Raw genomic sequence first — 21,432 nt, 5'->3', positions numbered from 1 at the left:
CACGTAGACTTGCGTCATGCGGCTCGTAGCAAGTGACATTGACGGAACCATTCTGGGACACGACGGAAAAATCAGCGACCGCACCATCCGTGCCTTTCGCGCCTGCCGCGCTGCCGGCGTCGAACTGGTCTTCGTCACTGGAAGACCACCGCGTTGGCTGCACCCGCTGCAGGACCAGCTGGGGCACACCGGGAGGGTCATCTGCTCCAATGGTGCTGTTGTGTGGGACCTCGAAGCCGACCGGTTGGTGTCCGCCCGGACCCTGGATCTCAAAGCGGTCTTCGAGGTGCGGCGGATCATCAAGGAATTGCGGCCCTCCGCGCTCTTCGCGGCTGAGACTCTCACCAGTTTCCATCTGGAGCCGGGGTTCATCGAGAATGATTCCAGTGAACTCCTGGCTCAGTTCACTCCTGCGCCGCTCCGCACGACGCTGTCGACAGATGACGCGGTGGTTAAGTTCCTCGCCGTCATTCGGGAAGGAACAGCCGATGAGTTCCTGGCCGAGGTGGCACCGGCGGTGGGGAACCTGGCGTCGGTAACCCATTCCGCGCCCACGGTCGCGATGCTGGAAATCGCGTTTCCCGGCATCAACAAAGCCGTGACCCTCGCTCAATACGCCGCTTCTCTGGGCATAGACGCAGCAGACGTCGTTGCCTTCGGAGACATGCCCAACGACATCGAGATGCTCCGGTGGGCCGGCGACGGCTATGCCATGGCGAGCGGGCATCCCGCCGCAATCCGCGCTGCAGGTCAGCAGGCACCGCATTTTGACGACGACGGCGTCGCGCAGATCCTCGAGGCCAAGTTGCAGAAACTTGGTGTGGCGCTTTCGTAGGCGTCCTCAACTGTCCACCTGGTTCCCAGCCAACGGCCAACCAACGTTCATTTTGGCCACCTACTCTTCCAATTACAGAGGATCACCTTAAGAAGAGGACGGGAAGAAAATGTCCAGGTACCGCAGTAACAGGGTTGAAGACCAGCCGTTGCGCCACGTGGAACCGGACGTGCACTGGAAAGCCCTCCGGCAGGGAGACCGTGTTCTCGTCCGTAGCGCCCCGGGTTTTGAGACGGGCGGCCTCGTAGACGCTGTCAGCCGGGACCACACCACAGTCTGGGTGGACCTCGACGGCGGCCGCGGCCGTACGCTGGTGCACTGCAGTGACGGTGTGGAGATCCTGCCCAACAGTTGATGCCACACGGCTTCGGGTTACGCTTCAGGAGTGAGTGAGCCGCAGCCGTTCCTGACGTCAGTAAATGACGCGGGCGCCCCCGTGCCCATAGCCATGGCTCACCGCGGATTTTCCCGTGAAGGGCTTGAAAATTCCATGGCGGCTTTCCGTGCTGCAGTGGGCCTCGGCTACCGCTATCTGGAGACAGACGTCCACACTACGGCCGACGGCGTGCTGCTCGTCTTCCACGACGACCAACTGGACCGCATCACCGACATGAAAGGCCGCATTTCCCGTCTGAGCGCAGCAGAGGTGGCTGCCGCGAAGATTGGCGGAGTGGAGGCCATCCCGCTTTTTGACGAGCTGGTCAGTGAATTCCCCGGTGTCAGACTGAACCTGGATGTCAAGGACTGGAACTCGGTGCCAAGCGTTGCCGCGGCCATCGAGCGCCATGGGGTGCATAACCGCGTCCTGATTACCAGCTTCTCTGACCTGCGGAGGCGGGCTGTGCTCAAGCTCCTCAGCAGACCGGTGGCAGCATCGGCAGGAACGGTGACGAGCGCCGTTTTTGTGCTGCTGGGAGGGTTTCTGCCAACGTGGCTGCTCAGGAGGGTCATGCGGGGAGTCCACGCCCTGCAGGTCCCTGTCCGCCGGGGCCCGGTACCGGTGGTGACTCCCGCGCTTATTCGGCGGGCGCACCGGCACGGATTGCAGGTTCACGTCTGGACCATCAATGAAGCAGCCGAAATGAACAGGCTGTTAGACCTCGGAGTGGACGGGATCGTGACGGACCGGGCGGATTTGTTGAAGCACGTGCTCCAGGAACGGGCGGCGTGGCACGAGCCTTCCCGCTAGACGAGGCGCCTGTTAGCTCGGGTGTAAACCCGCAGAGTGATGCCACGGCGCGTTTTCCATTTGCAGCAACCGGGCCATGTCCAGAGCAGCCAGCGGACGGCTGTAATAGTAACCCTGGGCGCTGATGCAACCGATACTGCGCAGATACTCGGCCTGTTCCGCAGTTTCCACACCTTCCCAGACTGCTTCCAGGCCACATGCCCTGATCAGCTGCAGGACTGCTGCAATCAGTGCAGGCTGATCGGGGTCGGTTCCCAATTCCATGAGGATGGAACGGTCGACTTTCACCCGGTCAACAGGAAGGCGGCGAAGGTAGCTGATGGAGGAATAGCCTGTGCCAAAATCGTCAATTTCCAGCCCGACACCGAGTTTGCGCAGGCTGTTGAGGGAGTATCTGTCCAGCTCGTTCCCCATGATGATGGCCTGCTCTGTCAGTTCAATGACCAGCAGGTCCGGGCTTAGATCGGCGCGTGTGAGAATGTCCCTCACTTCTTCAATGAACTCCAGCCGCTGGAGGTCAGTAGCAGCAATGTTGACGCGCATGGACATTTCGGGAGGCGCGATTCCATCTTCGCGCCAATGACGCAGCTGCTCGATGGCGGTCCGGAGGACCCAGATACCCAGCTCGGACATCAGGCCTGCGTCTTCAGCAATCGGCAGGAACTCATCCGGCATCACCATGCCGCGCTCGGGGTGGTTCCAGCGGACCAGCGCCTCAACACCTTCGATCCTCCCGCTGGCAAGCTCCACGATGGGCTGATAGAAGAGCACCAACTCAGAGTCCGCTATGGCGCCCCGCAGGTCTTCCGCCAGTTGGCTCCTTAGCTGGCGGGCGTGGAGCATGGCCGGCTCGAAGATTTTCAGCTTGCTCCGGCCTTCCGCCTTCGAGGCGTACATGGCGATGTCAGCCTCGACCATCAGCTGCTCGGCGGTTTCGTCCGGCTCGCTGATCCGGAGGCCCATGCTTGCCCCGCAGTGGACGCTGTCGTTGTCCATTTCAATGGGCTCGTTCAGCGCCTGAAGGATCCTGGTGCCAACTCCCGCTGCGCGCGTTGCGGAAGTAGCGGGCATCAGGACTGCAAACTCGTCGCCGCCCAAGCGCGCCACAACATCTGTTTCGCGGACGGAACGCCGGATCCTGTCCCCCACCATGGCAAGTACCCGGTCTCCGACAGCGTGGCCGCGCGTGTCGTTGATGGTTTTGAAGGCATCAAGATCCAGAAGTACGACGGCGGGCGGCAAGGTGTCCTCTGTTGTCGCGGCGTCAGCCTGCGCCTGCGTAAGCGCGGCCACAAAGGCGCTGCGGTTAGCCAGGCCGGTCAATGAATCGGTAAGAGCCATGGCGCGCATTTCCTCGTGCGCCTGGTGCAGTAGCTGGGTACGGGATTCCACCCGTTGCTCGAGCTCCTGATAGATAATCTCGAGGTCCTCGGCCAGGAGGTTGGTCCCCATGATGATGGCATCCAGCTCATCCCGCGCAGGTGATACTTCTATCCTGGAATGCAGCTCGCCGGCGGCCAACCTGACGATGCCGTCAAGCAACTGTCCCAGGCGTGGGTCGTCTTCAGCGAACATCTCGCGGGCCCATCAGCGGGAGGGTAAACCGAACGGGGCCGTTCCGGGTCAACGGGCGGGTGCGCGGCGATACCGGAACCGCTGGTGACTCTGACATGTACCCCCGCTTGCACTAGGGGAGAGGCTTACGCCCTCCCGGCTCCGTCCCCGATTACAGGACGGGTTGTGTCACTAAAATACCGCCCCGGCGCCGGTAAAGCATCCCTCAGCCAAGAGGTGGGCTAATTCTGCCGGCACGCCAAAAAAGGGCTGTGGCCGCCTATTCCATGAGAGGACTATTCTACTGTTGCTGCAAATGCGCGGACTTGCTCGCTTCGCTCTGTAGCGGCAGCACCTTCGAATAGCGTCTGTGCAGTGTTCAACTGTTCCCGCGCGCCGCTTAAGTCGCCGTTGGCAAGCAGGGCCTTACCTAAGAGGAAACGCGCTTCTCCCGCTGTTTGAGTGGGCAGGAATTCTGATCTGGCACATACAGATTTCAGTAAGGAAAGCGCGTTTTCCATGTCTCCTGTCAGGAAATACCAGTAGGCCCGAACAAAAGACATTTCCAAGCGGTCACGTTCACTTCCGCCCACAATGTCGGTGGCAAGTTCGGCCCGTTCAATACACCGTAGCGTTGCTGGATCGGTGAGGTTTGCCTCCAGGCGCATCACTGCCGAAGCCCTGTTGAAATGTGCCCATAAATCCACGTCTTTCGAATGCGAAAGTTGCTCCGCGGCCATGTCGTGGTAGCGTCCGCCGTCTTCAATCCGCTTACTGAGGAACGCCACATTGCCGATGACCCAGTAGGCCTTCCCCGCTGTATCCTCATCCACCAGATCCGTCAGCAGCGTCTCCAGTACAAGGCACTCCCGCCAAGCCTCATCCACTCGGCGGCTCTCGGCGAGGGCCGCGATGAGTCCGCGCTGAGCCTGAATCTGCAGGTCGACCTGCTCCTCATCCCCAGAGACGAGTTCGGCTGCGCGGGCAGCGTTTGCGGCGGCCTCGGCGAGATGGCCCAGCCCCTGATGAGCTATGGACAGCATGATGTAGGTGCGCGCGGCAAATGCCGGTTTAGCGGCGGAGAGCGGATGTTCGGCCAGTTGCCGGGCAAGTTCGAGACAATCCCAAAGCGATTCCAGGTCCCGCTGGCATTCAGCCTGCAGGTATGTCATGTTCCACCAGCCAGCCTGGTCACCGGCTTCAAGGGACTCACGCGCGGCTTCCCGTGCCGAGTCCAAGGCTGCCTGGAAGTCGCGGTTCTTGAAGCTTTCGCGGGCCTGCAGTTCGGCGAGGACGTAGGGCGACAGTTTCTCGGGCTTGGACATTCCCCAATTATCCACGTTGATGGGGAACCTGTGGCTTCCCTGCCCTAAAACTTAGAATTTCAATCAGGTGAATGTTGATTTTAGGGCGCTATAATAGCGCGTGTAATGGTTTACTGCACCTAATTGATAAAAGGATCACACGATGAAAAAGATTGCTGCTACATTCTTGCTCACCGGCATCCTTGCTGTGGCAGGATTTGCTGCCCCTGCCACGGCAGCGTCGGATAAAAACACGAAGCCGTCTGTAGAACAGACGTCCGGATGGTGGCCGAAATAATCTCGGCTTCACGCTAACTGCCCCTGGATAACTAATCCGGGGGCAGTTTTTGTTTAAGGCCCGGCCAAGGGAAGTCGCACCTCGATAGTGGTCCCTTCTCCTAGTTTCGAACGGACGTCCATTGTGCCTTTGTGACGTTCGACGATGTCGTGAGCTATGGCAAGGCCCAGGCCGCTGCCGGGCACAGCACCCGACGTCGCATTGGACGCGCGGTAAAAGCGTGTGAACAGATGAGGGATTTCCTCGTCGGGAACCCCCACCCCGGTGTCCGTCACCTGGACAGTCACCCATGGGTTTCCGTCGTTGTCATCGCTGTAGGTGTTTCCGACGGAAATCTTTCCCCCGCGGGGGGTGAACTTGATGGCATTGGACACCAGGTTGGTGAAGACCTGTTCCAGTTGCACTTCGTCAGCCATGACGTCCGGGTCCCTCCGGTCAAGGTCAAGGGAGATGTCTACCTGCCGCTGCTCTGCGAGGGGACGCAGCGCGGCTGTGATGATCCGCAGCGTGTGGCCCACCCGGGAAGGTGCCAAGTGGAGCCCGGTGGCTTCATAGTCCGGTTTGGAAACAGCAAGCATGTCCTCGATCAGCCTCCGTAGACGCTCGGAGTTTCTGACGATGATGTCCAGCATCCGGTTGACCTCGTCGGGGAGTTTTCCGCCTGATCCATCGCGGATCATGTCCAGGTAGGCGGTGATGGAGGTCAGCGGTGTTCTCAGTTCGTGATTCACGGTGGCAAGAAAATCGGTCTTGGCCTGATCCAGTTGCTGTAACTGCCGGAGGACCTGCTGTTGGCCACTGATCAGGTGGCCCTGGATCAGGCCGTAGGCGACGTTTCCTGCGACGTGCTGGATCATGGAAATTTCGGTGCGGGACCAGAAACGCGGCGAGTCGAGCTGGGTGATCCAGATGAGGCCCAGTGATGAGTTTCCTTCGCCGACCGGAATCAGCGCTGACGTCCGGGGATTCATTCCGCTCATCCAGTCGCGTAACCCTTGATCTTCGGCATCCCACTCGTGGCTGCTGTGATCATCAACGATGAGGACGTCACCTTCAGCCCACAACCGGTCTGCCAGGCGGTGCGCAGCGGCCTCGGATCCCTCCAGGCCCTCGATAAGCGGAGGCAGGTTTCTGCCCTTCCACTGGGCAGTGATCCTGGGAACCCGTTGGTCTTCGAAAGTAGTGAAAAGTACGCGGTCGGCCTCGAAGGTTTTACCAAAACCGTTGACAACGTGATCAGCAATTAATCGGGGATCGTTGGTGGTGCGGATCGCCGCGGAAACGTCTCGGAGCCTTTCGCGCAGCCGCTCGGCGTGGTGCCGCGCCTCTGATCTTGCCGCGACGGTTCGGATGATGGAATCGGCCCTGAACACAAGCTCCTCCGGAGATGGAGGCTTGACGATAAAGTCGGCCACTGCGTGCCAGTTGCCTGAAGCCGCATCCACACCATCCGCCAGGTCGACGAGGAGGAGGATAGGGGCTGTTGTGGCAGCTTCCGCGAAGGATTGATCCAGCACTACGATGCTGGCGTCCGGCTGGTCGGCCAGCAACTTGGCAAGCGCCTGTTGGTCGGAGGCGCTTGAAATGGCGTAGCCGGCACTGCTCAGCACTGCTCCGACGGAGGCGAGTCTTCCGGCGTCCTGGTCGGCAATGATGGCAGTGCGTGGCATGGGCAATTTCTCCGCTGATTGTCTTACCACCCGTGCCCCCTCCGGTTCTGGTTCAGTTCATTGTAGGGCGACAGAAGCCGCCAAAAGGTGAATTGTTCACTTCCAACCAGGATGGCCTGGACTGGCGCCACGTCCACAGTGCTCAATAAACCGCCCGGGGCCATCGAAAACATCTATATTTGGACCATGTTCTCCGCGCTCAAGAAATACCTGCTGGTTCCCAGGCTGGTATGGCTGTCTGCTGGTGCTCCCAAGGATCGCAGCGTCGCGTGGGACCGCTTTTGGGCGCGTGTTAAGGCCACGGGGGCTCAAGGTGAAGTCCTTTGGGACTCCGGCGGGGACCATGAGCTCCTTGGTTATGCAGGAAGCTTGAAAAAGCACCTTGATCCAGGTCTTCCAGTGGTGGACGTTGGCTGCGGAAACGGGACTTTCACGCGCTGGCTTGCGGGTAACTTTCCGGCAGCGGTGGGGGTGGACATTTCCTCCCATGCCGTGGAACGTGCGCGCAGCGAGTCCACGGAAATCACCAACATCTCCTTTTTGACGATGGATATGACCCGTCCCCGAGCCGGCAGCATGGTGGCGGCAGAAGCGTGTGGGGGAAGCTCCGGTGCGCCCGATGCAGGTCCGCCAGAGGTCAATGTCTTCCTGCGCGGTGTGCTCCACGTTCTCGACGAGGCAGACCAGGCCGCCCTCGCCCGGAACATCAGGAATCTGGTTGGCGTCCGGGGGCGCGTCTTCCTTGCCGAAACGGATTTCCAGGGCAACCCCATCGACTATGTTTCCCACCTCGGGGCAACGCTCCGGTCCATTCCGGCCCCGCTCGAAAGCGCCATACGGGGCTTGCCGATGCCCGGGCATTTCGGGGCAGCAGAGCGACGACGGGCCTTCCCCGCTTCCGAGTGGGAAGTGCTCGAGGAAGGCGCCACGTTCATTGAGACCGTTCCCCTGAAGGATCCGTCCACCCCCGAGCTTATTCCCGGCTACTATGCGGCGCTCCGGGCCAAGCAGGGCTAGCCCCGCCCCATGCTGGATGTTGGATCGCCGTCAGCCTCCGAGGGGTCTGCGCGGAGTTCCTCTGGATCCGGATCGGGAAGACCGGCGGGGCGGCTTGGAGTCTCGGGATTGCCCAAGGGAGGGCTGTCATCAGGCGGTGTCTCCGGAGACTCCGGAGGGGTGCCAGGAGGCGGCTGTTCCGGAGTATCGGGAGAACTGCTGCCTGCTCCGGATTGGCCAGGCCCGGACTGCCCCGGTTCAGCAAAACCTCCGGCGGACATCCCCTGGCGTTGAGGATAGTCGTCGGCCTCGTCATCCATGGCATTAGACCCCTCGCTGATAGAGGAGTGGACCTGAATGTCGTCGTCGCGCTGCCCCGGCTCAGGAACCTGGGCGTCGTCGACGGGGTCGGCGGTGCCCCCCAAGTCCTTCATAGCGTTTTCGGCTGCCTTTTTGATGTCATCTCCGATGCCCATCACCAACTCCTCACCTGAGGTCCACCGGGCCGATGGTTGTCCGGCTGAACGATTCGGTCTGTGCCTCCAGCTTTATCAGCGTGCTTACGATTAGTCCATAGGTCCATGCCCGTTTCGACGGCTCGCTGCCGGATCGATGCTGCCGACGTCGAGTGGGAAGGGAACCATCGAAACCGCGCATCGAGGCGGCCGAAGAATCCCTCCAGTCAGGCGGCCCGCGCTGTGACGATAAGTTCCTTGCTTGCAGGTTCCAGCGGCTCTCCCAGCCAGCCGCCTGATTTGGCTGCAATGATGAACCCGGCCTCTCCCAGGAAGCCGGACAAAACATCAAGATCCTGGAAGCGCAGGGTGGTACGGTCCGTGCGGAGTGCTGGACCCCCGAGCTCTGAGGTCGTCTCCGTGAAGGTGACGAGATCGTCCGTCACGGACTCCACCCGGTGGATGATTCGCAGTTGCCGGCCGTCTGCATCCCTGACATCCGTTGGGTGGTCAGGATTCCACGTTTCCCACGCCCGGACCCGCGGGTTTCGGGTCTCGAAAGTGAATCGGCCTCCGTCCACCAATGCCGTCCGGATTGCCGCGAGAGATGCCCGGATTTCGTCGTCGCTCACCAAGCACTGAAAAGCGTGGCTCATCATCACCGCCTGATCGAATTCCGCGCGCCAAGGCATCGTCGCGGCTGTCCCTTCGACCCACTCGATGTCGTCCCGCCGCCGGGCAACGGCCAAGGCGGCCCCGTCAGGGTCGACGCCGAGCAGCCGTCCAGGATGGCCCAGAGCGCGGGCCCTATGCAGCATCCCTCCGGTGCCGCAGCCGACATCGAGGACGGACGGTGCCGCCATCGCGAGGGAAAGGTAGAAATCGTCGCTGGGGCCCCAGGGGTTGAGCACGTTATAGAGCTCGGCTGCCTGGGCGTCAGAATAAGGAGCTTGGTTAGTCATCACCCGCAGCCTACCGCCGAACTGGCACCGGCTAACCCGCAGCTGCGACGGCAAGCTGCGAATCAAGGGCCGGCGGCAGCTGGGAAGGCACCCCGCTCACCGGGGCTCTGTATTGCCGTCGGCCCCGCTTCAATTCTAGAAGAGAATCGGCATTTTGCGTCCCTGGTGCGCCCCTGAAGGTTAGCTCCGCAGCTTCCTCGACAGGAGTCAGCCCACGGGCCTACCGTGGGCTTATGAGTGATATTCCAGCTGATGACACCCCCGGGCTTGATAAGGATCCCGTGACTCATGGGAAGGGCGAGAAGTTCTTGCCTCCCGACGCTCTTTCACCCGTACTCGATCCCGATTTTGTACCGGACGACGACCCCACCACCGCAGAGGCGAAGAGGGCACGCGAAGATCCGGAGGAAACCGGAAGCTGACCCGCCGCCCCTGAATTCGCGGCGCCTGGAATGCGCCCGAAAGTACGAGCCTGCGGTTCACCAGCCCTAAGGAGTCACCAGCCCTAAGGAACTACTTATTGGGACGTCAGTGCCCGCGGTGGAGCATGTTGGTCCAGCGGCCTGCCTTGTGCGTCCGGCCGGTACCTGTCCCGTGACCGGAACGGCCGCGGTATTTGGTCCCACGCGTGGTGAATGGGCCTGCCGCTTTGGCGTTCATACGGGTCTCGTGGTCGGACTTGTTGGGCTCCAGATCGATGCGCCTCATGATTTTCTTCATGACCCGATCGAGAAGATTTGCCATGGGGGAACCTCCATATCTGAACTGTTTTCCCAGCTATGTTCCAGTGTGGCACCGGGTGAAAGACGGGAGCAAGGCCCCCGAGCAGTGCTTCCGGGAATCGGTAACCATGCCCTTTTTAGTGCCGAGTCAGGTATCGAGTTCCATCATCAGCGGGGGCAGTTCGTCAGCCAGCTCCCGGGCTAGATAACCCAGGCTTCCCAGCCGGCTGGCGAGCCGATCTCCGGCCGCCGCATGGAGATGGGTGCCCCAGCAGGCAGCCTGCGTCGGGGCAATCCCGCGGGCCTTGAGCCCTGCGATGGCGCCCGCCAGCACATCACCGCTGCCCGACGTACCCAAGCCTCCGTAGCCGGTGGTGATCTCCCAAAGCCTGGCGTCGGGAGAGGCAATCACACCTTGGCACGTGACGACGGCCTGAAATTTTGCAGCAATTTCCGCTACGTCCGAGGTCAGATCTTTCACGTCACGGCCCAGGAGAATTCCGGCCTCTTTCGTGTTCGGCGTCAGGATCAGGCGCCCTGCCCAAGCACGCAGCTCTTCCACCATCGGCGGAAGACAACCGAGCGCGTAAGCATCGAGGACAAAGGTGGGAGGCGGAGCGCCCTCGCCCTCGGACGCTCCGCCGTCGTCCTCTTCCGGGCCGTTCACCTCAGCCTCAAGCCGAAGCAGTTCCCGCACGAGCGTGGCGGCTTCTTCTTCGTTGTCCAGGCCCGGACCTACCAAAACCGCAGCAGCTTTCTGCAGTGTTCCTGCCAAGGCGCCTGCGCCGTCCCCGCGGACGGAACCCGCAGGTGTTTCGGCCAGCCCCACCACTCCTGATTCAGGCAAGGCAATCGCCAGTTGGATGGCGGCAGACTCCGCTACACCCAGGGTGAGCCGCCCAGCTCCAGCACGCAAAGCAGCAAGCCCCGCAAGGAGCGCCGCTCCGGGGGTCTTGCGCGCGCCACCGATTACCAGTACCGAGCCTCGGTCCTCTTTGCTGGAACCGCCTCCCGGGAGGGGCCAGTTGCGCAGGAGCGTAGGCGTCACCAGCTCGGGGCGCAGGCTTTCAGCGGGGGTGGACATTGGTATCTCCCGCGTGTTCGGTCACGGGCACGCCGCCACTCACCAGGTGATCCGCTACGTTGAAGCTCTCCAAAGCCCAAGGGCCGAAACCATCTGGGCGCACGAACCGCGTCAACGACGCGTTCAGGACTGAAGATGTGGCGGCGATATCGAGGATCTCCCGTTCCGACAGGCCTTCGAGGATGTAGCGGAACAGGAAGATCACGGCGTCGTGGCAGACGAGCATGACGCGGCCTCCACTGTGTTGGCGGTCCAGATCGGCGAGGAGGGACCGGAGCCGGAGGGCGACGTCGGCCCAGGACTCGCCACCGGGAGGCCTGTAGTAGAACTTTCCCAGCCAGCGCCGCCGCGCTGCTTCCTCCGGTAGGCGGGCTTCCACGCCGGCCGAGGTCAGCATGTCGAGGATGCCCAGCTCGCGGTCCCGTAAACGTTCGTCGGCGAGCACGGGCGCCCGCCAGCCACCGCTCCTGACCGCCAGATCCGCCGTCTGCCGTGCTCTGGCGTACGGCGAGGACCAGACGGACGTGGCCTGTTGACCCTCGGGGAATCCGGCCAGCAGGCGTCCAAGGGCCAAAGACTGCTCGCGTCCTGTCCCGGAAAGCTCGACGTCGGCGTCCCGGGCAGGCACGTCAATCACGTGCGCGCCCTGTTGGCGGGCGACCGTTGCGGCTACGTTTCCCTGGCTCTCGCCGTGGCGGACCAGGAGGAGCTCGACGGCGCCTGGCACGGCGTGGAGCTGTTGAATCGGGCGGACAGTCCGGGATTCGTGCATCGCTACCCCCTTGTTCCGGGCCTCAGCGGCCGGTGTCGCTGCCCCTTCCGGGACAGCGGTTCAGGAAGGTCCACGTTACTACGGCCTCCTCCCGGACGTCTCGTCTTCGACAAGGCGTGTGGCCAACATGAGAGTGGCTTGTGATGGATCCTTGCCTTGTATGCTCCCGGTGTTGTGATGCTTCTTGTCGGCGGCTAGGCTGGCAGCCCACCAACCCGTAACGCTTAACGAGTTCCGCAGAGGATGGCATTTCGTGAGTACTTATCACCCTGAAAATGATCCGGCTAATCCCGACCGTCCGGGGCGTGAACCTGCCGATCCCAGACTGGACCGTGAGGATCCAGGAGCCTCGGCCAACCCCGATCCTGCGAACGGAAACATCACAGGCCTTGAACCTGGCGGCGGCGTGCCCCCGGGAGAGACCCCGCCTGCGGAAGACCAGATGAGCGCCGACCAAGGCCACGACGAATAGCTGCTTGGCGGTGTAGTTGTTTGGGCCGGGGAGAGAGGCCTGGGATCAGGCTAAGTTATTCCTGGGTTTGAGTATCAGGTGAGTCGCCGCCGGTGTCTGCACAGAGCTGACGACGTCAAACGCGGTGACCCGCCCGGGAACCGAACCGGGAGTTTCCGCGGCAAAAAGCGGAACGCCCGAGCCCATGAGGACGGGGGCGATATGAAGGCGCACCTCGTCCAAAAGACCCGACCCGATGTAGGCGGCGGCTAGTTTCCCACCGCCCATGATCTGCACAGGACGTCCGTCCGAAGCCTCCTTCGCCGCCGTAAGTGCCTCCTGCAGACCGGAAATGAAGGTATAGGGGACGCCGTCCCAGTCCAACGGTTCCCGCTCCTCATTGGTCACAACGAACATCGGCACAGGCCAGGCAGGGCCGTCCCATGCCTTGCCGTCGTAGCAAACGTTGAACGTGTTCCTGCCCATGATCACTGATCCCCGGTCCATGATGTCCCGGGCAAATGCCTCGTCCGCCTCTGTTTTGCGGGCGAACATCCAATCATGGATCTCCGCGGGATCCTGGTCATGGGTGGCGACGAAGCCATCGAGGGAGATGCCAATGTCCAAAATGGCCGGGACGTCTTTGGGGGTCCGTGTTTCCGGCCGGGTGGTGTCCATTTCGGTTCCTTTTGGTTGAAATCAGGCCTTGAAAACCGCGAGAAGGATCTGTTGCAAACCATACTCCTTTCCAGTAGCAGCCCGGGGTTCAGACGTTTGATCGGATTTCAGCGACTTGTTCGGAACCGGTGGTCATGCCGGCAGGAACCGGCGTCGGGAGCTGGTGTGGAGCGTCCTGCTTTGGTTCGAGCGGTCCGCCGCCTCTCTTGAGGACCGCCGTGGCAACTCCTCCCAGCAGGAGCAGCCCTCCGGCGAGTTCCGTCGCCGACGGCACCTCCTGCAGAGCCAGCCACGCAGCACTCATCCCCACGACCGGCACCAGCAGGGTGAAGGGAACTACGGCCGACGGCGGGTATTTGGCGAGCAGCCAGTTCCATATTCCGTATCCCACCAGGGAAGCGAACACAGCTGTGTAAACCGCACTCAGCACAGTTCCGGTTTGAAGGTCCAGCATCGTAGCTGCAATGGCATCCGGTCCATCGATAACCAGCGAGAGAGCAATGAGGGGAAGCGGAACAACAGCACCGGACCAGATCACAAGACCCAGTCCCGACGCAGCCTTTGCCTTACGCGCGATCACGTTGCCTGCGGCCCAGGAAAGTGCCGCAGCCAGCACGATGATGAAGGGAAGCAGCGGAGCGACGGAACTCCGACCAACGGCTACGATGGCCAAGCCCGCAACCCCGAGCACAACCCCGGCCAACTGGCGGCGGCTGGGACGCTCGCGGAGGAACACAGCGGCAAGCAGCACCGTCAGAAGCACCTGGGCCTGGAGTACAAGGGAAGCCAGTCCGGCTGGCATGCCCAGTGCCATGGACAGGTACAGCAGGCCGAACTGGCCTGCGCTCATGAAGAGTCCGACGCCAATGATGGCCCCCCAGCTGACATCCGGCTTGCGTATGAAAAAAATCCAGGGGAACACCACCAGGAGAAACCGCATCGCCACGAACAGCAATGGCGGAACGTCCCGGCCGTTGGCGTGAAGCCCCAGGTCGATGGCGACGAAGTTCAGGCCCCACAGGACGGCGACTAGGGCCGCGAGCAATGAGTGGCGGGTGGTCATGTTTCTCTCTTCTGAAAAGGACTGTTTTGGCTTACACCCTGGACCATGAGTGAGGCGAACTTCTAAGGTCGATGTTTGCGCCGGTGGCTATCGCCTCGATGGTTCCATTGCCGGGTCGGGCCGAGTGCTGGAGGACGGCGGCGGCCGCGACTGCACCCGCGAAGCCCCCGCTATGCTTACTTTCGCAGAGACGAGAATGAAGGACAAGCGTTGATTGATGTGCAATAACATGTAGATTTGCTTCATGATTGATATCGGATCTCTCCAGGCGCTCGCGGCTGTAGAGCAACACGGTTCGGTGATCGCAGCCGCGGAGGTGATGGGCTTCAGCCCTTCGGCGGTTTCCCAGCAGATCAAGAAACTGGAGAAGCAGACAGGCTTTTCTGTACTGGAGCGGCGCGGGCGCGGCGTCCTGCTGACAGAGCGTGGCCTGACTCTGGCCGCCTATGGACGCCGCATTCTTTCCGAGCTGGAAGAGTTGCAGTCCACCCTGCTCAGCGACCCGGCGAAACCGTATGGCCGACTGAAGGTGGTGGCCTTCTCCACGGCCTGCCGCGGTCTCGTTGGGCCGATGCTCGGAATGCTCGCCTCCTCCGGAACGGACCTCGACATCAGTGTGCTGGCAGAAGATCCGCGCGAAGCGGTGGCGCGTGTAGCCGGTGGCGAAGCCGACCTCGGTATAGTCCACGACTGGAACTCCGTACCGCTGGTGATTCCCGAACACCTGGTGCTCGAGTGGTTGTGTGAGGACATTGCAGACCTTCTGGTTCACCGCAGCCATCCCCTGGCCGAGCGGATCGGGGTGGAAGCGGCAGACATGGTGGACGAGCGGTGGATCAGCACCCCGAATGGCGCCATCTGCAACGAGGCCTTGCTCCGGATTTTTGCGGATCTGGGACGCGTCCCGGATATCCAGGTCTACGATCCGGACTTCTCAACCCACATTGCTCTCGTGGAGCAGAAGGCCGTGGTGGCACTTGTTCCCCGTCTGGGCAGGCCTGTGTTGCCTGCGGAGGTGGTGGCTGTTCCGGTAGGCAATCCGGTGCCGGGACGCCGCGTTGGCATGGTTCACCGAAGGACGATGACCGCCAGCCCTGGTATCCAGCACCTTGCCGGACTCCTGCGGAGGATCGCCGGACAAGCAGCAAGCTGACGGACTCAGCAGCATGGACGCGCTCGTCCATCGGTCGTGTCTGATGCGACGAACCATCTTTCCCTTTGTGTCCAGACACGTTTCAATGGGGTAGGGGTGCCAAGGAAAGGACACGTGGGGATGGCTGTTACCAAGGCAAAGGGCTTGATTGAGACCGCGATAGGGATTCTGGCTCTCACCGCGACGGTTTTAGTCCTGCCATTACCGCTGTACGAGATTGCATCCGGACGGGCTCGGGACGGCTCAATGGTCCTGATGGTCGCAGGCCTGACCCTGCTGCTTTGCGGGCTTGTGTTCGTGTGCCGGGGGCTGCTGAAGCGTTCACGTGACCTTCGCACGCCCCGCACGTACGATTCGTGGGAACCCACAACCTCGGACCAGGATCGTCCTGAGAACCCCTATCAAATGCCGTCCGCTGCCTCACAGCTCCAAGCCGGGGGCCCACCAGGCTGAGGCTCGCTTGCTGAGTATCAGGGCTCCGAGCTGACCCGCGTTGTTCGGCGCGGAGCTAAGGTAAGGGAGGCCACACCTTCCAGCTGGGGGTGAAGGTGATCGTCGCCCCTCACGACTCCGGTCAGCCACCACAGCTTCAGCCCTTCGTCGGCCACCTCCAGGCACGCCAGATTATTGACGAACCACGGACCCGTGACGCCAGACCAGCGGAAGGGCGGCTCGGGTACCTTCGCCGAGCGCGCCACCAAGGCACCGACAGGGGTGGCCAGGCCATAGGAGGTGAGAGCCGTGAAGGATCTCAGCAGCCGTGGCAGCGGATTGCGGATAGGGGAGCAGACAGCCTGGATGATCCGGCTGCCTGAGGATCGCTCCACTTCCGACACATAGGAGAAGTGAACGTCCCCGGAGATGAAGGTGACGGTTTCGGGAGCGGGACCGCGTTCGCCGTCGGCAACTTCGGTCACCATGGCGGCCACCTCGTGGAAGCTTTTCTGGAAGGCGGCCCAGTGCTCGAGATCGACTGCCTGCCGCAGCTTTTCGGCGGCAACGGCGGCTGGTTTCCCCCAGGCGCCCTCCGAAACGGCTTCATTCCAGGACTCGACGTGGTGCAGGCCCATGGGCAGCAGGAAAGGCAGTGACGTGGCCACCAGCACGTGCCGAAAGCCGCCACGCATGAGGCCGTTCAGCCATGTCATTTCTGTCTGGTCAAGAAGGGCTCGGTTCCTCGGTGCCAGATTCCGGGCGGCACGGGAATCGAGCACAATCAGCCGGGTATCCCCGAAGTCCCGGCTGAAGCTCCACCGATAGGAAGTCGGGTCCTGATCGGCACGTTCGGCAAAATTGTCCAGTTCGGCGCTCAGGTCCAGTTCGGTCTCCCCCCGGTGATCCGCGACTCGCTGCCAGATAGGATCCGCGGCCCGCGCCTGCGGGGACAGGTTCCCGAGATGCTGGTAGACCCAGTAAGCCGTCAGCCCGGCCACAATTCGCTCATGCCACCAGGGGGCCGCAGTCATTTGCTTTCTCCAACTGAGCGATGCATTCCAATCGTCGCGAATATCGTGGTCGTCGAAGATCATGGCGCTGGGCAGGGTGGACAGCAGCCACCTGTTAGCAGGGTCTGACCATGCCAGAAAGTAGAGGTGAGCGTACTCTTCGTAGTCCTTGAGCTCCTCGCCAGGGGGTTCGTTGATGTCGCGGCGGGTCCGGATAAACTGCTGCATCTGCTCACTGGTGGAGTCCGCGTACACCTGATCCCCAAGGAACGCCACAAGGTCAGGCCACGGCTGGCCCCCCCCTGCTGCCATGCTTAGCGCATAGGCCCGCAAGGAGTCGACGCCGTGGGTCCGGTTGCCGGATTCATCGTGCGGGACGCTGGTGCGGCAAGAGCCGTAGGCCATCCGCAAGGGCTGGCCGGGGTTAAGGGCAGCAATTTTTGAGGAAGGGAATCCGGACGAGGGATCGGGCCACACGCGTGTTCCATTGATTTCGACGGAGTAGGAAACAACTTGCCCTGGCACCAGCCCTTCAACCTCCACCAGCGCGTAGTGGTGGCCATGAACTGAGAAGCTGCGTGCTCCCCAGACTTTGTCCTCTGCACGGACGGAAACCCGCGCAGAATCCCGGGTTTCCACCCAGATACTTGCCGAGGTTCCATCGACGAACCGCATCATGGGGCCCAGCACCAAAGGCGAGGTGTTCATTACTCAGTTGTACCTGTTGGAACGAGGTCCGGCCAGATCCTGACGTTCCTGATCGCCTGGCGCCACCTGTTCGTCATAGATCGTCTGGTCGCTCCTCTGGGAAGCGTTTTCCTATGCTGGATGGCAGGATAGATCCATGCGTATTCTTATTGCCCCGGACAAGTTCAAGGGATCGCTCACCGCTGCCGAAGCTGCCAGCGCCATCGCCGAAGGAGTCCTACGGGTCTATCCGAACGCTGTTGCCACGCAGTTTCCAATAGCCGACGGCGGAGAAGGAACCCTGGAGGCCGCAGTATCGGCCGGATACGAGGAAAGACTGAACGCCGTTGTCGGACCCGTTCTGACTCCCATCGGTGCGGTCTGGGCGCTGCGGACCGAAGCCGGCGGCGCAGTAACTGCAGTGATCGAAACAGCCCAGGCTTCAGGCCTTGCGCATGTTGAACCTACTCCGGAGAACGCGCTGCGCGCTCACAGCTACGGTTGTGGCCAGCTGATCGCTGCGGCCTTGGATGCGGGGGCAACGGAGATTGTGCTGGGTCTTGGCGGATCAGCAATGACCGACGGCGGGAGCGGTGCCTTGCGTGCGCTCGGACTCAAACCGCTTGATACCGCAGGCAACATTGTCCCCCTGGGCGGCGGCTCACTTGTGGATGTGGCTGCAGTTGACGCCACTGAACTCGACGCCCGCTTGGGACGGGTCAGATTCCGTATTGCCGTGGATGTCCGGAACCCCCTCTACGGCCCAGAGGGAGCCGCACATGTGTTTGCTCCGCAGAAAGGCGCCGATGACGACGCCGTGGAGCAGCTCGACGCTGGACTCCGGAACTGGGCCTCCATCCTCCGTGAAACCACCGGCCGGGATATCAACATTCCCGGAGCGGGAGCAGCGGGTGGGTTCCCGGCGGCGTTCCTGGCGTTCAGCGACGCAGCGTTGGAAGGAGGGTTTGCCCTGGTGGCAGGCCTTACCGGGCTGGCCGAACAACTGGCCGCTGCGGACCTGGTGATTACAGGTGAAGGCTCCATGGACTCACAGTCGCTGACCGGAAAGGCTCCCATCGCGCTGGCAGCCGCCGCCCATGAGCGGGGCATCCCTGTCATTGTGGTGGCTGGCCGCATCCTGGTAACCGTTGAGGAGCTGGCCGAGCATGGCGTAGTGGCTGCAGCCCAATTGCTGGACGTTGCCCCCAGCCCGGAGGACGCCGTCGCCCAGGCAGCGAAATACCTGACCTGGGCCACAAGCCAGGTGCTGGAAGGCGCCTGACGGGCAGGGCGCGCTGCCCGAATCTCGTGGCGCTCTGCCACCGGCGGAGCTACCGCTTTTCAGCTTGTCTGTGAAGGTGAATCGGAACATAGACCAGCAGGATGATCAGCAGGGCCAGCAGTGCAGCACCTGCGGTAATACCGGCGTTGCGGCCGGCGGCGACGTCAAAAACCAGTGACGACGTTCCCACGCTGAGGAGGGCAACCCCGCCCAGTGCCACCTTGGTGATCCTGTCTGCACTGGACACAAGCGTGGCCTTGAGCCGCTTTCGGAAAAGACGGCGGTGCACACTGACCGGGAGCAGGATGAGGGCGGTGGTAAGCGCGGCCAGGACCACGTTGGTGAGATAGAGGGTCACCTGATAATCGTCGAGCGAATCGAACCGGGATTGGAAGGGGAGAGTGAGCAGGAACCCCGCGAGAATCTGGACCCCCGTCTGGAGGACCCGGAGCTCCTGGAGCAGCTCCATCCAGTTCCGGTCCATCTGTTCTTCCGCAGTTTCGTTCCGGCCGCTGCGTTGCTGGGCTTCGGGATCGGTCATGGCCTTCACCTCCGGCACTGTCGTCGGCCGCCAAGCGGTTCTAACTCTCAACCTAGGCTTGAGGCCCTTCATTTTCAAGTAATAATAAGTTTGCTGACTAATTTCTGGTAAATGTGGACTTGACCAGATTGCTGGGATAGTTTCGAAGAGCCGGATGCGACCGGCCACTAAAGAAAACCGACACGTTGGGTAGGTGGACTATGAGTGATGCAGGCAAGCAGCAAGAACAGCCGCGTGACCCCCGGGGAGGCTACCACTCGGGGCCCTTCCCCCAGCAGGAGCAAGAGCAGCCAGGTCTCACAGCCCCCATGGATCCCAAGCCGGATCATGGGGAGTTGAGCTATGAAGGCAAGGACCTCCTCACCGGAAAGGCAGCCCTGATCACCGGGGGCGATTCCGGAATCGGCAAGGCTGTGGCCATTGCTTTCGCGCGGGAGGGCGCCGACGTCGCGATCTCCTATCTTCCGGAGGAAGAGGAAGACGCCCAGGACACTGCCGAGTGGATCCGGAAAGCCGGCCGGAAGGCCCTGCTGCTGGCGGGTGATGGGAGAAGCGAGGAGTTCAGCTCCCGGATCGTGGAGGACACTCTGGCTGAGTTCGGCCGGCTCGATATTGTGGTCCTCAACGCTGCTTATCAGAAGAACCGGGACAGCTTCGAATCCCTGCCCACGGAAGAATTCGACAGGGTTTTCAAGACCAATTTGTACTCGCTCCTCTGGACGGCCAGGGCGGCGGTTCCGCACTTGACAGCAGGGGCATCGATCATTACTACGGCGTCCATCCAGGCCTTCAATCCGTCACCCCAGCTGATCGACTACGCCATGACCAAGGGTGCCCAGGTGGCCTTCACCAAGGCCTTGGCCCAGGAGCTGGGACCAAAGGGTATCCGGGTGAACGCCGTTGCCCCCGGGCCCATTTGGACTCCGCTGATTCCCGCGACCGAGTGGCCGGACAAGCTGCCCTCCTTCGGCCAGGACACGCCACTCCAACGTGCGGGCCAGCCCGCGGAGCTGGCGGCGGCCTACGTTTTGCTGGCTTCCGAGCAAGGCTCCTACATTTCCGGGGCCGTGCTCCCGGTTACCGGCGGCAAGGGGCTCTGAGCAGCCCATCGGGAGGCCTCCCATCTGGAGCCCGGCAATCCGCACCCGAAAACTCAAGGACCCCCGGTGGCAAACCGGCCAGTTCAGAACCGACTAATAAGGAGGAAGAAATGAACGAGGAGAGCCAGAACGATCGCGTCACGGAGGAAGCCGGAGGCTACGGGACCCCAACGGCTGAGCAGGAAATGCCCCCTGGGGATAACAAGCAGTTTGCACAACCCCGCGAGGAGGAAGCCTTCGAGGCGGCAGGACTCAGCCAGGACAGCCCCGAGGGTGAGAAGTTCCCCGCGGAGTCCCCGGATTTGAGCCAGTTAGGAACTGAGGACAAGGACAGTGCAGGAGAGCCCGGAGCAGGCCGCTTCGGAGGTACGGAGGATCAGATGATGGCAGAAACCGAAAGCACCGACCCGGGCTTTGAGCCTGTAGCCGGGTCCTCGGCAGGACCCGGCGGCGCAGGGGGCTCCGGCAACCCTGTTCCTGCCCATCCCGACGAGATGCCGGAGCAGCAGCTCCCCGATCCGTCGGGGGAGGATGACTCAGCGGACTATGACGATCCAGGCGCAGCTGTTCCCTCCGTGGAGGCGGAGATGGACGACACCAACACCGAGGAAACTTCGGGGCGCCCCTTTTCCTCCGAGCCTCAGCGGGACGCGGCCGGGATCCCCGACGGAAGCGGAACGGACCTTCCGGATGAGCGGTCCCCGCGGGACCGCGACGATGACAAGGAGACCTTCGACGCCGGCTAGAAGCAGAATCCGGCCGGCAGCAGACGCGGGCCCGGAGGCAGTAGTACCGGGAGGAAGCGTTAGCTGGAGGCAGCGGATTGCTTAGGAACCTAGAAAGTGCCGGCCGCCCATGGGGCGGCCGGCACTGGCTGCTCTGAGTTGCTCTGTTCAGGCTGGTTTACCCGTGTGAGTAGGTCAGGCAATCGGCGTTGTCGCGGCCGGGTCCGACGTGAACCTCAGGCGCCTGGCACATCAGGTGCTCGTTGTGGATGCATTCCGTGCGCTGGCAGGCCCCGACGTCTGCGAGTACCTTGGGCAGGCCGCCATGAACTCCGATATCAATGAAAGTGGCGCAGAGAGCGTGATCTTCAGTGCCGCCAACCGTAATGGCTGCCGCATTGCACTCTGAATGATCGTTGAAGGAACAGTTAGTTACGCTGCAATCGGCGACGTGCGTTGTCATAGC

25 protein-coding genes are annotated in these 21,432 nt (G+C 62.1%); 12 read left to right on the top strand and 13 right to left on the bottom strand.

The annotated features are described in order from the left end of the window. The first annotated feature begins 16 nt into the window (after positions 1–16). The 3 genes from RIN13_RS11625 (at position 17) to RIN13_RS11615 (ending at position 2,024) form a co-directional block, all read left to right on the top strand. Positions 17–835 carry an HAD family hydrolase gene (locus tag RIN13_RS11625; protein ID WP_309107497.1) on the top strand — a complete coding sequence of 273 codons (819 nt, stop codon included), beginning with the start codon at positions 17–19 and terminating at the stop codon, positions 833–835. 109 nt (positions 836–944) lie between these two features. After that, positions 945–1,190, top strand: a complete 246-nt coding sequence (locus tag RIN13_RS11620) for a hypothetical protein (protein WP_309107496.1) — start codon at positions 945–947, stop codon at positions 1,188–1,190. A gap of 30 nt (positions 1,191–1,220) precedes the next feature. After that, a complete protein-coding gene (locus tag RIN13_RS11615) occupies positions 1,221–2,024 on the top strand; it encodes a glycerophosphodiester phosphodiesterase (protein WP_375164764.1) in 804 nt (267 codons plus the stop codon). A gap of 12 nt (positions 2,025–2,036) precedes the next feature. On the opposite strand, the gene RIN13_RS11610 is transcribed toward RIN13_RS11615, so the two are convergent. The 3 genes from RIN13_RS11610 to RIN13_RS11600 all read right to left on the bottom strand — a co-directional run bounded on the left by RIN13_RS11610 (position 2,037) and on the right by RIN13_RS11600 (position 6,850). Then, complete coding sequence (locus RIN13_RS11610; RefSeq protein ID WP_309107495.1) at positions 2,037–3,599, bottom strand: EAL domain-containing protein; 1,563 nt, start codon at positions 3,597–3,599, stop codon at positions 2,037–2,039. A gap of 275 nt (positions 3,600–3,874) precedes the next feature. Beyond that, positions 3,875–4,903 carry a hypothetical protein gene (locus RIN13_RS11605; RefSeq protein ID WP_309107494.1) on the bottom strand — a complete coding sequence of 343 codons (1,029 nt, stop codon included), beginning with the start codon at positions 4,901–4,903 and terminating at the stop codon, positions 3,875–3,877. 330 nt (positions 4,904–5,233) lie between these two features. Further along, the gene (locus tag RIN13_RS11600; protein ID WP_309107493.1) at positions 5,234–6,850 is read right to left on the bottom strand and encodes an ATP-binding protein; all 1,617 of its coding nucleotides are present in this window, start codon (positions 6,848–6,850) and stop codon (positions 5,234–5,236) included. Between the two features lie 186 nt (positions 6,851–7,036). Between RIN13_RS11600 and RIN13_RS11595 the strand changes: the two genes are divergently transcribed. Continuing rightward, positions 7,037–7,867 carry a class I SAM-dependent methyltransferase gene (locus tag RIN13_RS11595; protein WP_309107520.1) on the top strand — a complete coding sequence of 277 codons (831 nt, stop codon included), beginning with the start codon at positions 7,037–7,039 and terminating at the stop codon, positions 7,865–7,867. Here the strand turns inward: RIN13_RS11595 and RIN13_RS11590 are convergent. Together RIN13_RS11590 and RIN13_RS11585 are read right to left on the bottom strand one after the other, a co-directional pair. Then, the gene (locus RIN13_RS11590; RefSeq protein WP_309107492.1) at positions 7,864–8,322 is read right to left on the bottom strand and encodes a hypothetical protein; all 459 of its coding nucleotides are present in this window, start codon (positions 8,320–8,322) and stop codon (positions 7,864–7,866) included. The two genes, RIN13_RS11595 and RIN13_RS11590, sit on opposite strands and share 4 nt — an antisense overlap. A gap of 206 nt (positions 8,323–8,528) precedes the next feature. Then, positions 8,529–9,263, bottom strand: a complete 735-nt coding sequence (locus tag RIN13_RS11585; protein WP_309107491.1) for a class I SAM-dependent methyltransferase — start codon at positions 9,261–9,263, stop codon at positions 8,529–8,531. A 233-nt stretch (positions 9,264–9,496) separates the two neighbouring features. Between RIN13_RS11585 and RIN13_RS11580 the strand changes: the two genes are divergently transcribed. Then, on the top strand, positions 9,497–9,685 hold the full coding sequence (locus tag RIN13_RS11580; protein WP_309107490.1) for a hypothetical protein: 189 nt from the start codon (positions 9,497–9,499) through the stop codon (positions 9,683–9,685). 106 nt (positions 9,686–9,791) lie between these two features. Here the strand turns inward: RIN13_RS11580 and RIN13_RS11575 are convergent, their stop codons facing one another. The 3 genes from RIN13_RS11575 to RIN13_RS11565 form a co-directional block, all read right to left on the bottom strand. Continuing rightward, on the bottom strand, positions 9,792–10,007 hold the full coding sequence (locus RIN13_RS11575; protein ID WP_309107489.1) for a hypothetical protein: 216 nt from the start codon (positions 10,005–10,007) through the stop codon (positions 9,792–9,794). A 126-nt stretch (positions 10,008–10,133) separates the two neighbouring features. Next, positions 10,134–11,069, bottom strand: a complete 936-nt coding sequence (locus RIN13_RS11570) for an NAD(P)H-hydrate dehydratase (protein ID WP_309107488.1) — start codon at positions 11,067–11,069, stop codon at positions 10,134–10,136. After that, positions 11,053–11,841 (bottom strand): histidine phosphatase family protein, encoded by a 789-nt coding sequence (locus RIN13_RS11565; protein ID WP_309107487.1) that lies wholly within the window; start codon positions 11,839–11,841, stop codon positions 11,053–11,055. The genes RIN13_RS11570 and RIN13_RS11565 overlap by 17 nt, the downstream gene beginning before the upstream one ends. 253 nt (positions 11,842–12,094) lie before the next feature. Between RIN13_RS11565 and RIN13_RS11560 the strand changes: the two genes are divergently transcribed. Beyond that, entirely contained in the window at positions 12,095–12,313 is a 219-nt protein-coding gene (locus tag RIN13_RS11560; protein ID WP_309107486.1) for a DUF6480 family protein, read from the top strand. A 45-nt stretch (positions 12,314–12,358) separates the two neighbouring features. Here RIN13_RS11560 and RIN13_RS11555 read toward each other — a convergent pair whose 3' ends face one another. Then, complete coding sequence (locus tag RIN13_RS11555) at positions 12,359–12,970, bottom strand: dihydrofolate reductase family protein (RefSeq protein ID WP_309107485.1); 612 nt, start codon at positions 12,968–12,970, stop codon at positions 12,359–12,361. An 88-nt stretch (positions 12,971–13,058) separates the two neighbouring features. Further along, positions 13,059–14,033 carry an EamA family transporter gene (locus tag RIN13_RS11550; RefSeq protein ID WP_309107484.1) on the bottom strand — a complete coding sequence of 325 codons (975 nt, stop codon included), beginning with the start codon at positions 14,031–14,033 and terminating at the stop codon, positions 13,059–13,061. A gap of 49 nt (positions 14,034–14,082) precedes the next feature. Between RIN13_RS11550 and RIN13_RS11545 the strand changes: the two genes are divergently transcribed. From RIN13_RS11545 to RIN13_RS11535, 3 genes are all read left to right on the top strand, one after another. Then, a complete protein-coding gene (locus RIN13_RS11545) occupies positions 14,083–14,247 on the top strand; it encodes a hypothetical protein (RefSeq protein ID WP_309107483.1) in 165 nt (54 codons plus the stop codon). A 30-nt stretch (positions 14,248–14,277) separates the two neighbouring features. Further along, positions 14,278–15,186, top strand: a complete 909-nt coding sequence (locus tag RIN13_RS11540) for a LysR family transcriptional regulator (RefSeq protein WP_309107482.1) — start codon at positions 14,278–14,280, stop codon at positions 15,184–15,186. A 120-nt stretch (positions 15,187–15,306) separates the two neighbouring features. Further along, entirely contained in the window at positions 15,307–15,639 is a 333-nt protein-coding gene (locus RIN13_RS11535) for a hypothetical protein (protein WP_309107481.1), read from the top strand. 17 nt (positions 15,640–15,656) lie between these two features. On the opposite strand, the gene RIN13_RS11530 is transcribed toward RIN13_RS11535, so the two are convergent. After that, positions 15,657–17,339, bottom strand: coding sequence for an alkaline phosphatase D family protein (locus RIN13_RS11530; protein WP_309107480.1), 1,683 nt, complete (start codon positions 17,337–17,339; stop codon positions 15,657–15,659). A 136-nt stretch (positions 17,340–17,475) separates the two neighbouring features. On the opposite strand from RIN13_RS11530, the gene RIN13_RS11525 reads away from it, so the two are divergent. Next, complete coding sequence (locus tag RIN13_RS11525) at positions 17,476–18,600, top strand: glycerate kinase (protein WP_309107479.1); 1,125 nt, start codon at positions 17,476–17,478, stop codon at positions 18,598–18,600. A gap of 49 nt (positions 18,601–18,649) precedes the next feature. Here RIN13_RS11525 and RIN13_RS11520 read toward each other — a convergent pair whose 3' ends face one another. Beyond that, positions 18,650–19,141: a DUF6328 family protein gene (locus RIN13_RS11520; protein ID WP_309107478.1), complete on the bottom strand. Its 492-nt coding sequence runs from the start codon at positions 19,139–19,141 to the stop codon at positions 18,650–18,652. A 200-nt stretch (positions 19,142–19,341) separates the two neighbouring features. On the opposite strand from RIN13_RS11520, the gene RIN13_RS11515 reads away from it, so the two are divergent. Further along, the gene (locus RIN13_RS11515; protein WP_309107477.1) at positions 19,342–20,241 is read left to right on the top strand and encodes an SDR family oxidoreductase; all 900 of its coding nucleotides are present in this window, start codon (positions 19,342–19,344) and stop codon (positions 20,239–20,241) included. 110 nt (positions 20,242–20,351) lie between these two features. After that, a complete protein-coding gene (locus RIN13_RS11510; protein WP_309107476.1) occupies positions 20,352–20,987 on the top strand; it encodes a hypothetical protein in 636 nt (211 codons plus the stop codon). A gap of 157 nt (positions 20,988–21,144) precedes the next feature. On the opposite strand, the gene RIN13_RS11505 is transcribed toward RIN13_RS11510, so the two are convergent. Beyond that, the gene (locus RIN13_RS11505) at positions 21,145–21,429 is read right to left on the bottom strand and encodes a DUF1540 domain-containing protein (RefSeq protein WP_309107475.1); all 285 of its coding nucleotides are present in this window, start codon (positions 21,427–21,429) and stop codon (positions 21,145–21,147) included. Between the last annotated feature and the right edge of the window lie 3 nt (positions 21,430–21,432).

The organism is Arthrobacter sp. (assembly GCF_031179985.1).
GTDB lineage: Bacteria > Actinomycetota > Actinomycetes > Actinomycetales > Micrococcaceae > Arthrobacter.
Note: the sequence above shows the minus strand (reverse complement) of the source record. Positions and strands in the feature narration are given on the sequence as shown.

Bases quoted from the DNA above. Each gene is read 5' to 3' on its own strand.
- RIN13_RS11625 (WP_309107497.1), top strand. From the start codon at position 17: ATGCGGCTCGTAGCAAGTGACATTGACGGAACCATTCTGGGACACGAC.
- RIN13_RS11620 (WP_309107496.1), top strand. From the start codon at position 945: ATGTCCAGGTACCGCAGTAACAGGGTTGAAGACCAGCCGTTGCGCCAC.
- RIN13_RS11610 (WP_309107495.1), bottom strand. From the start codon at position 3,599: ATGTTCGCTGAAGACGACCCACGCCTGGGACAGTTGCTTGACGGCATC.
- RIN13_RS11605 (WP_309107494.1), bottom strand. From the start codon at position 4,903: ATGTCCAAGCCCGAGAAACTGTCGCCCTACGTCCTCGCCGAACTGCAG.
- RIN13_RS11600 (WP_309107493.1), bottom strand. From the start codon at position 6,850: ATGCCACGCACTGCCATCATTGCCGACCAGGACGCCGGAAGACTCGCC.
- RIN13_RS11595 (WP_309107520.1), top strand. From the start codon at position 7,037: ATGTTCTCCGCGCTCAAGAAATACCTGCTGGTTCCCAGGCTGGTATGG.
- RIN13_RS11590 (WP_309107492.1), bottom strand. From the start codon at position 8,322: ATGGGCATCGGAGATGACATCAAAAAGGCAGCCGAAAACGCTATGAAG.
- RIN13_RS11585 (WP_309107491.1), bottom strand. From the start codon at position 9,263: ATGACTAACCAAGCTCCTTATTCTGACGCCCAGGCAGCCGAGCTCTAT.
- RIN13_RS11580 (WP_309107490.1), top strand. From the start codon at position 9,497: ATGAGTGATATTCCAGCTGATGACACCCCCGGGCTTGATAAGGATCCC.
- RIN13_RS11575 (WP_309107489.1), bottom strand. From the start codon at position 10,007: ATGGCAAATCTTCTCGATCGGGTCATGAAGAAAATCATGAGGCGCATC.
- RIN13_RS11570 (WP_309107488.1), bottom strand. From the start codon at position 11,069: ATGTCCACCCCCGCTGAAAGCCTGCGCCCCGAGCTGGTGACGCCTACG.
- RIN13_RS11565 (WP_309107487.1), bottom strand. From the start codon at position 11,841: ATGCACGAATCCCGGACTGTCCGCCCGATTCAACAGCTCCACGCCGTG.
- RIN13_RS11555 (WP_309107485.1), bottom strand. From the start codon at position 12,970: ATGGACACCACCCGGCCGGAAACACGGACCCCCAAAGACGTCCCGGCC.
- RIN13_RS11550 (WP_309107484.1), bottom strand. From the start codon at position 14,033: ATGACCACCCGCCACTCATTGCTCGCGGCCCTAGTCGCCGTCCTGTGG.
- RIN13_RS11540 (WP_309107482.1), top strand. From the start codon at position 14,278: ATGATTGATATCGGATCTCTCCAGGCGCTCGCGGCTGTAGAGCAACAC.
- RIN13_RS11535 (WP_309107481.1), top strand. From the start codon at position 15,307: ATGGCTGTTACCAAGGCAAAGGGCTTGATTGAGACCGCGATAGGGATT.
- RIN13_RS11530 (WP_309107480.1), bottom strand. From the start codon at position 17,339: ATGAACACCTCGCCTTTGGTGCTGGGCCCCATGATGCGGTTCGTCGAT.
- RIN13_RS11525 (WP_309107479.1), top strand. From the start codon at position 17,476: ATGCGTATTCTTATTGCCCCGGACAAGTTCAAGGGATCGCTCACCGCT.
- RIN13_RS11520 (WP_309107478.1), bottom strand. From the start codon at position 19,141: ATGACCGATCCCGAAGCCCAGCAACGCAGCGGCCGGAACGAAACTGCG.
- RIN13_RS11515 (WP_309107477.1), top strand. From the start codon at position 19,342: ATGAGTGATGCAGGCAAGCAGCAAGAACAGCCGCGTGACCCCCGGGGA.
- RIN13_RS11510 (WP_309107476.1), top strand. From the start codon at position 20,352: ATGAACGAGGAGAGCCAGAACGATCGCGTCACGGAGGAAGCCGGAGGC.
- RIN13_RS11505 (WP_309107475.1), bottom strand. From the start codon at position 21,429: ATGACAACGCACGTCGCCGATTGCAGCGTAACTAACTGTTCCTTCAAC.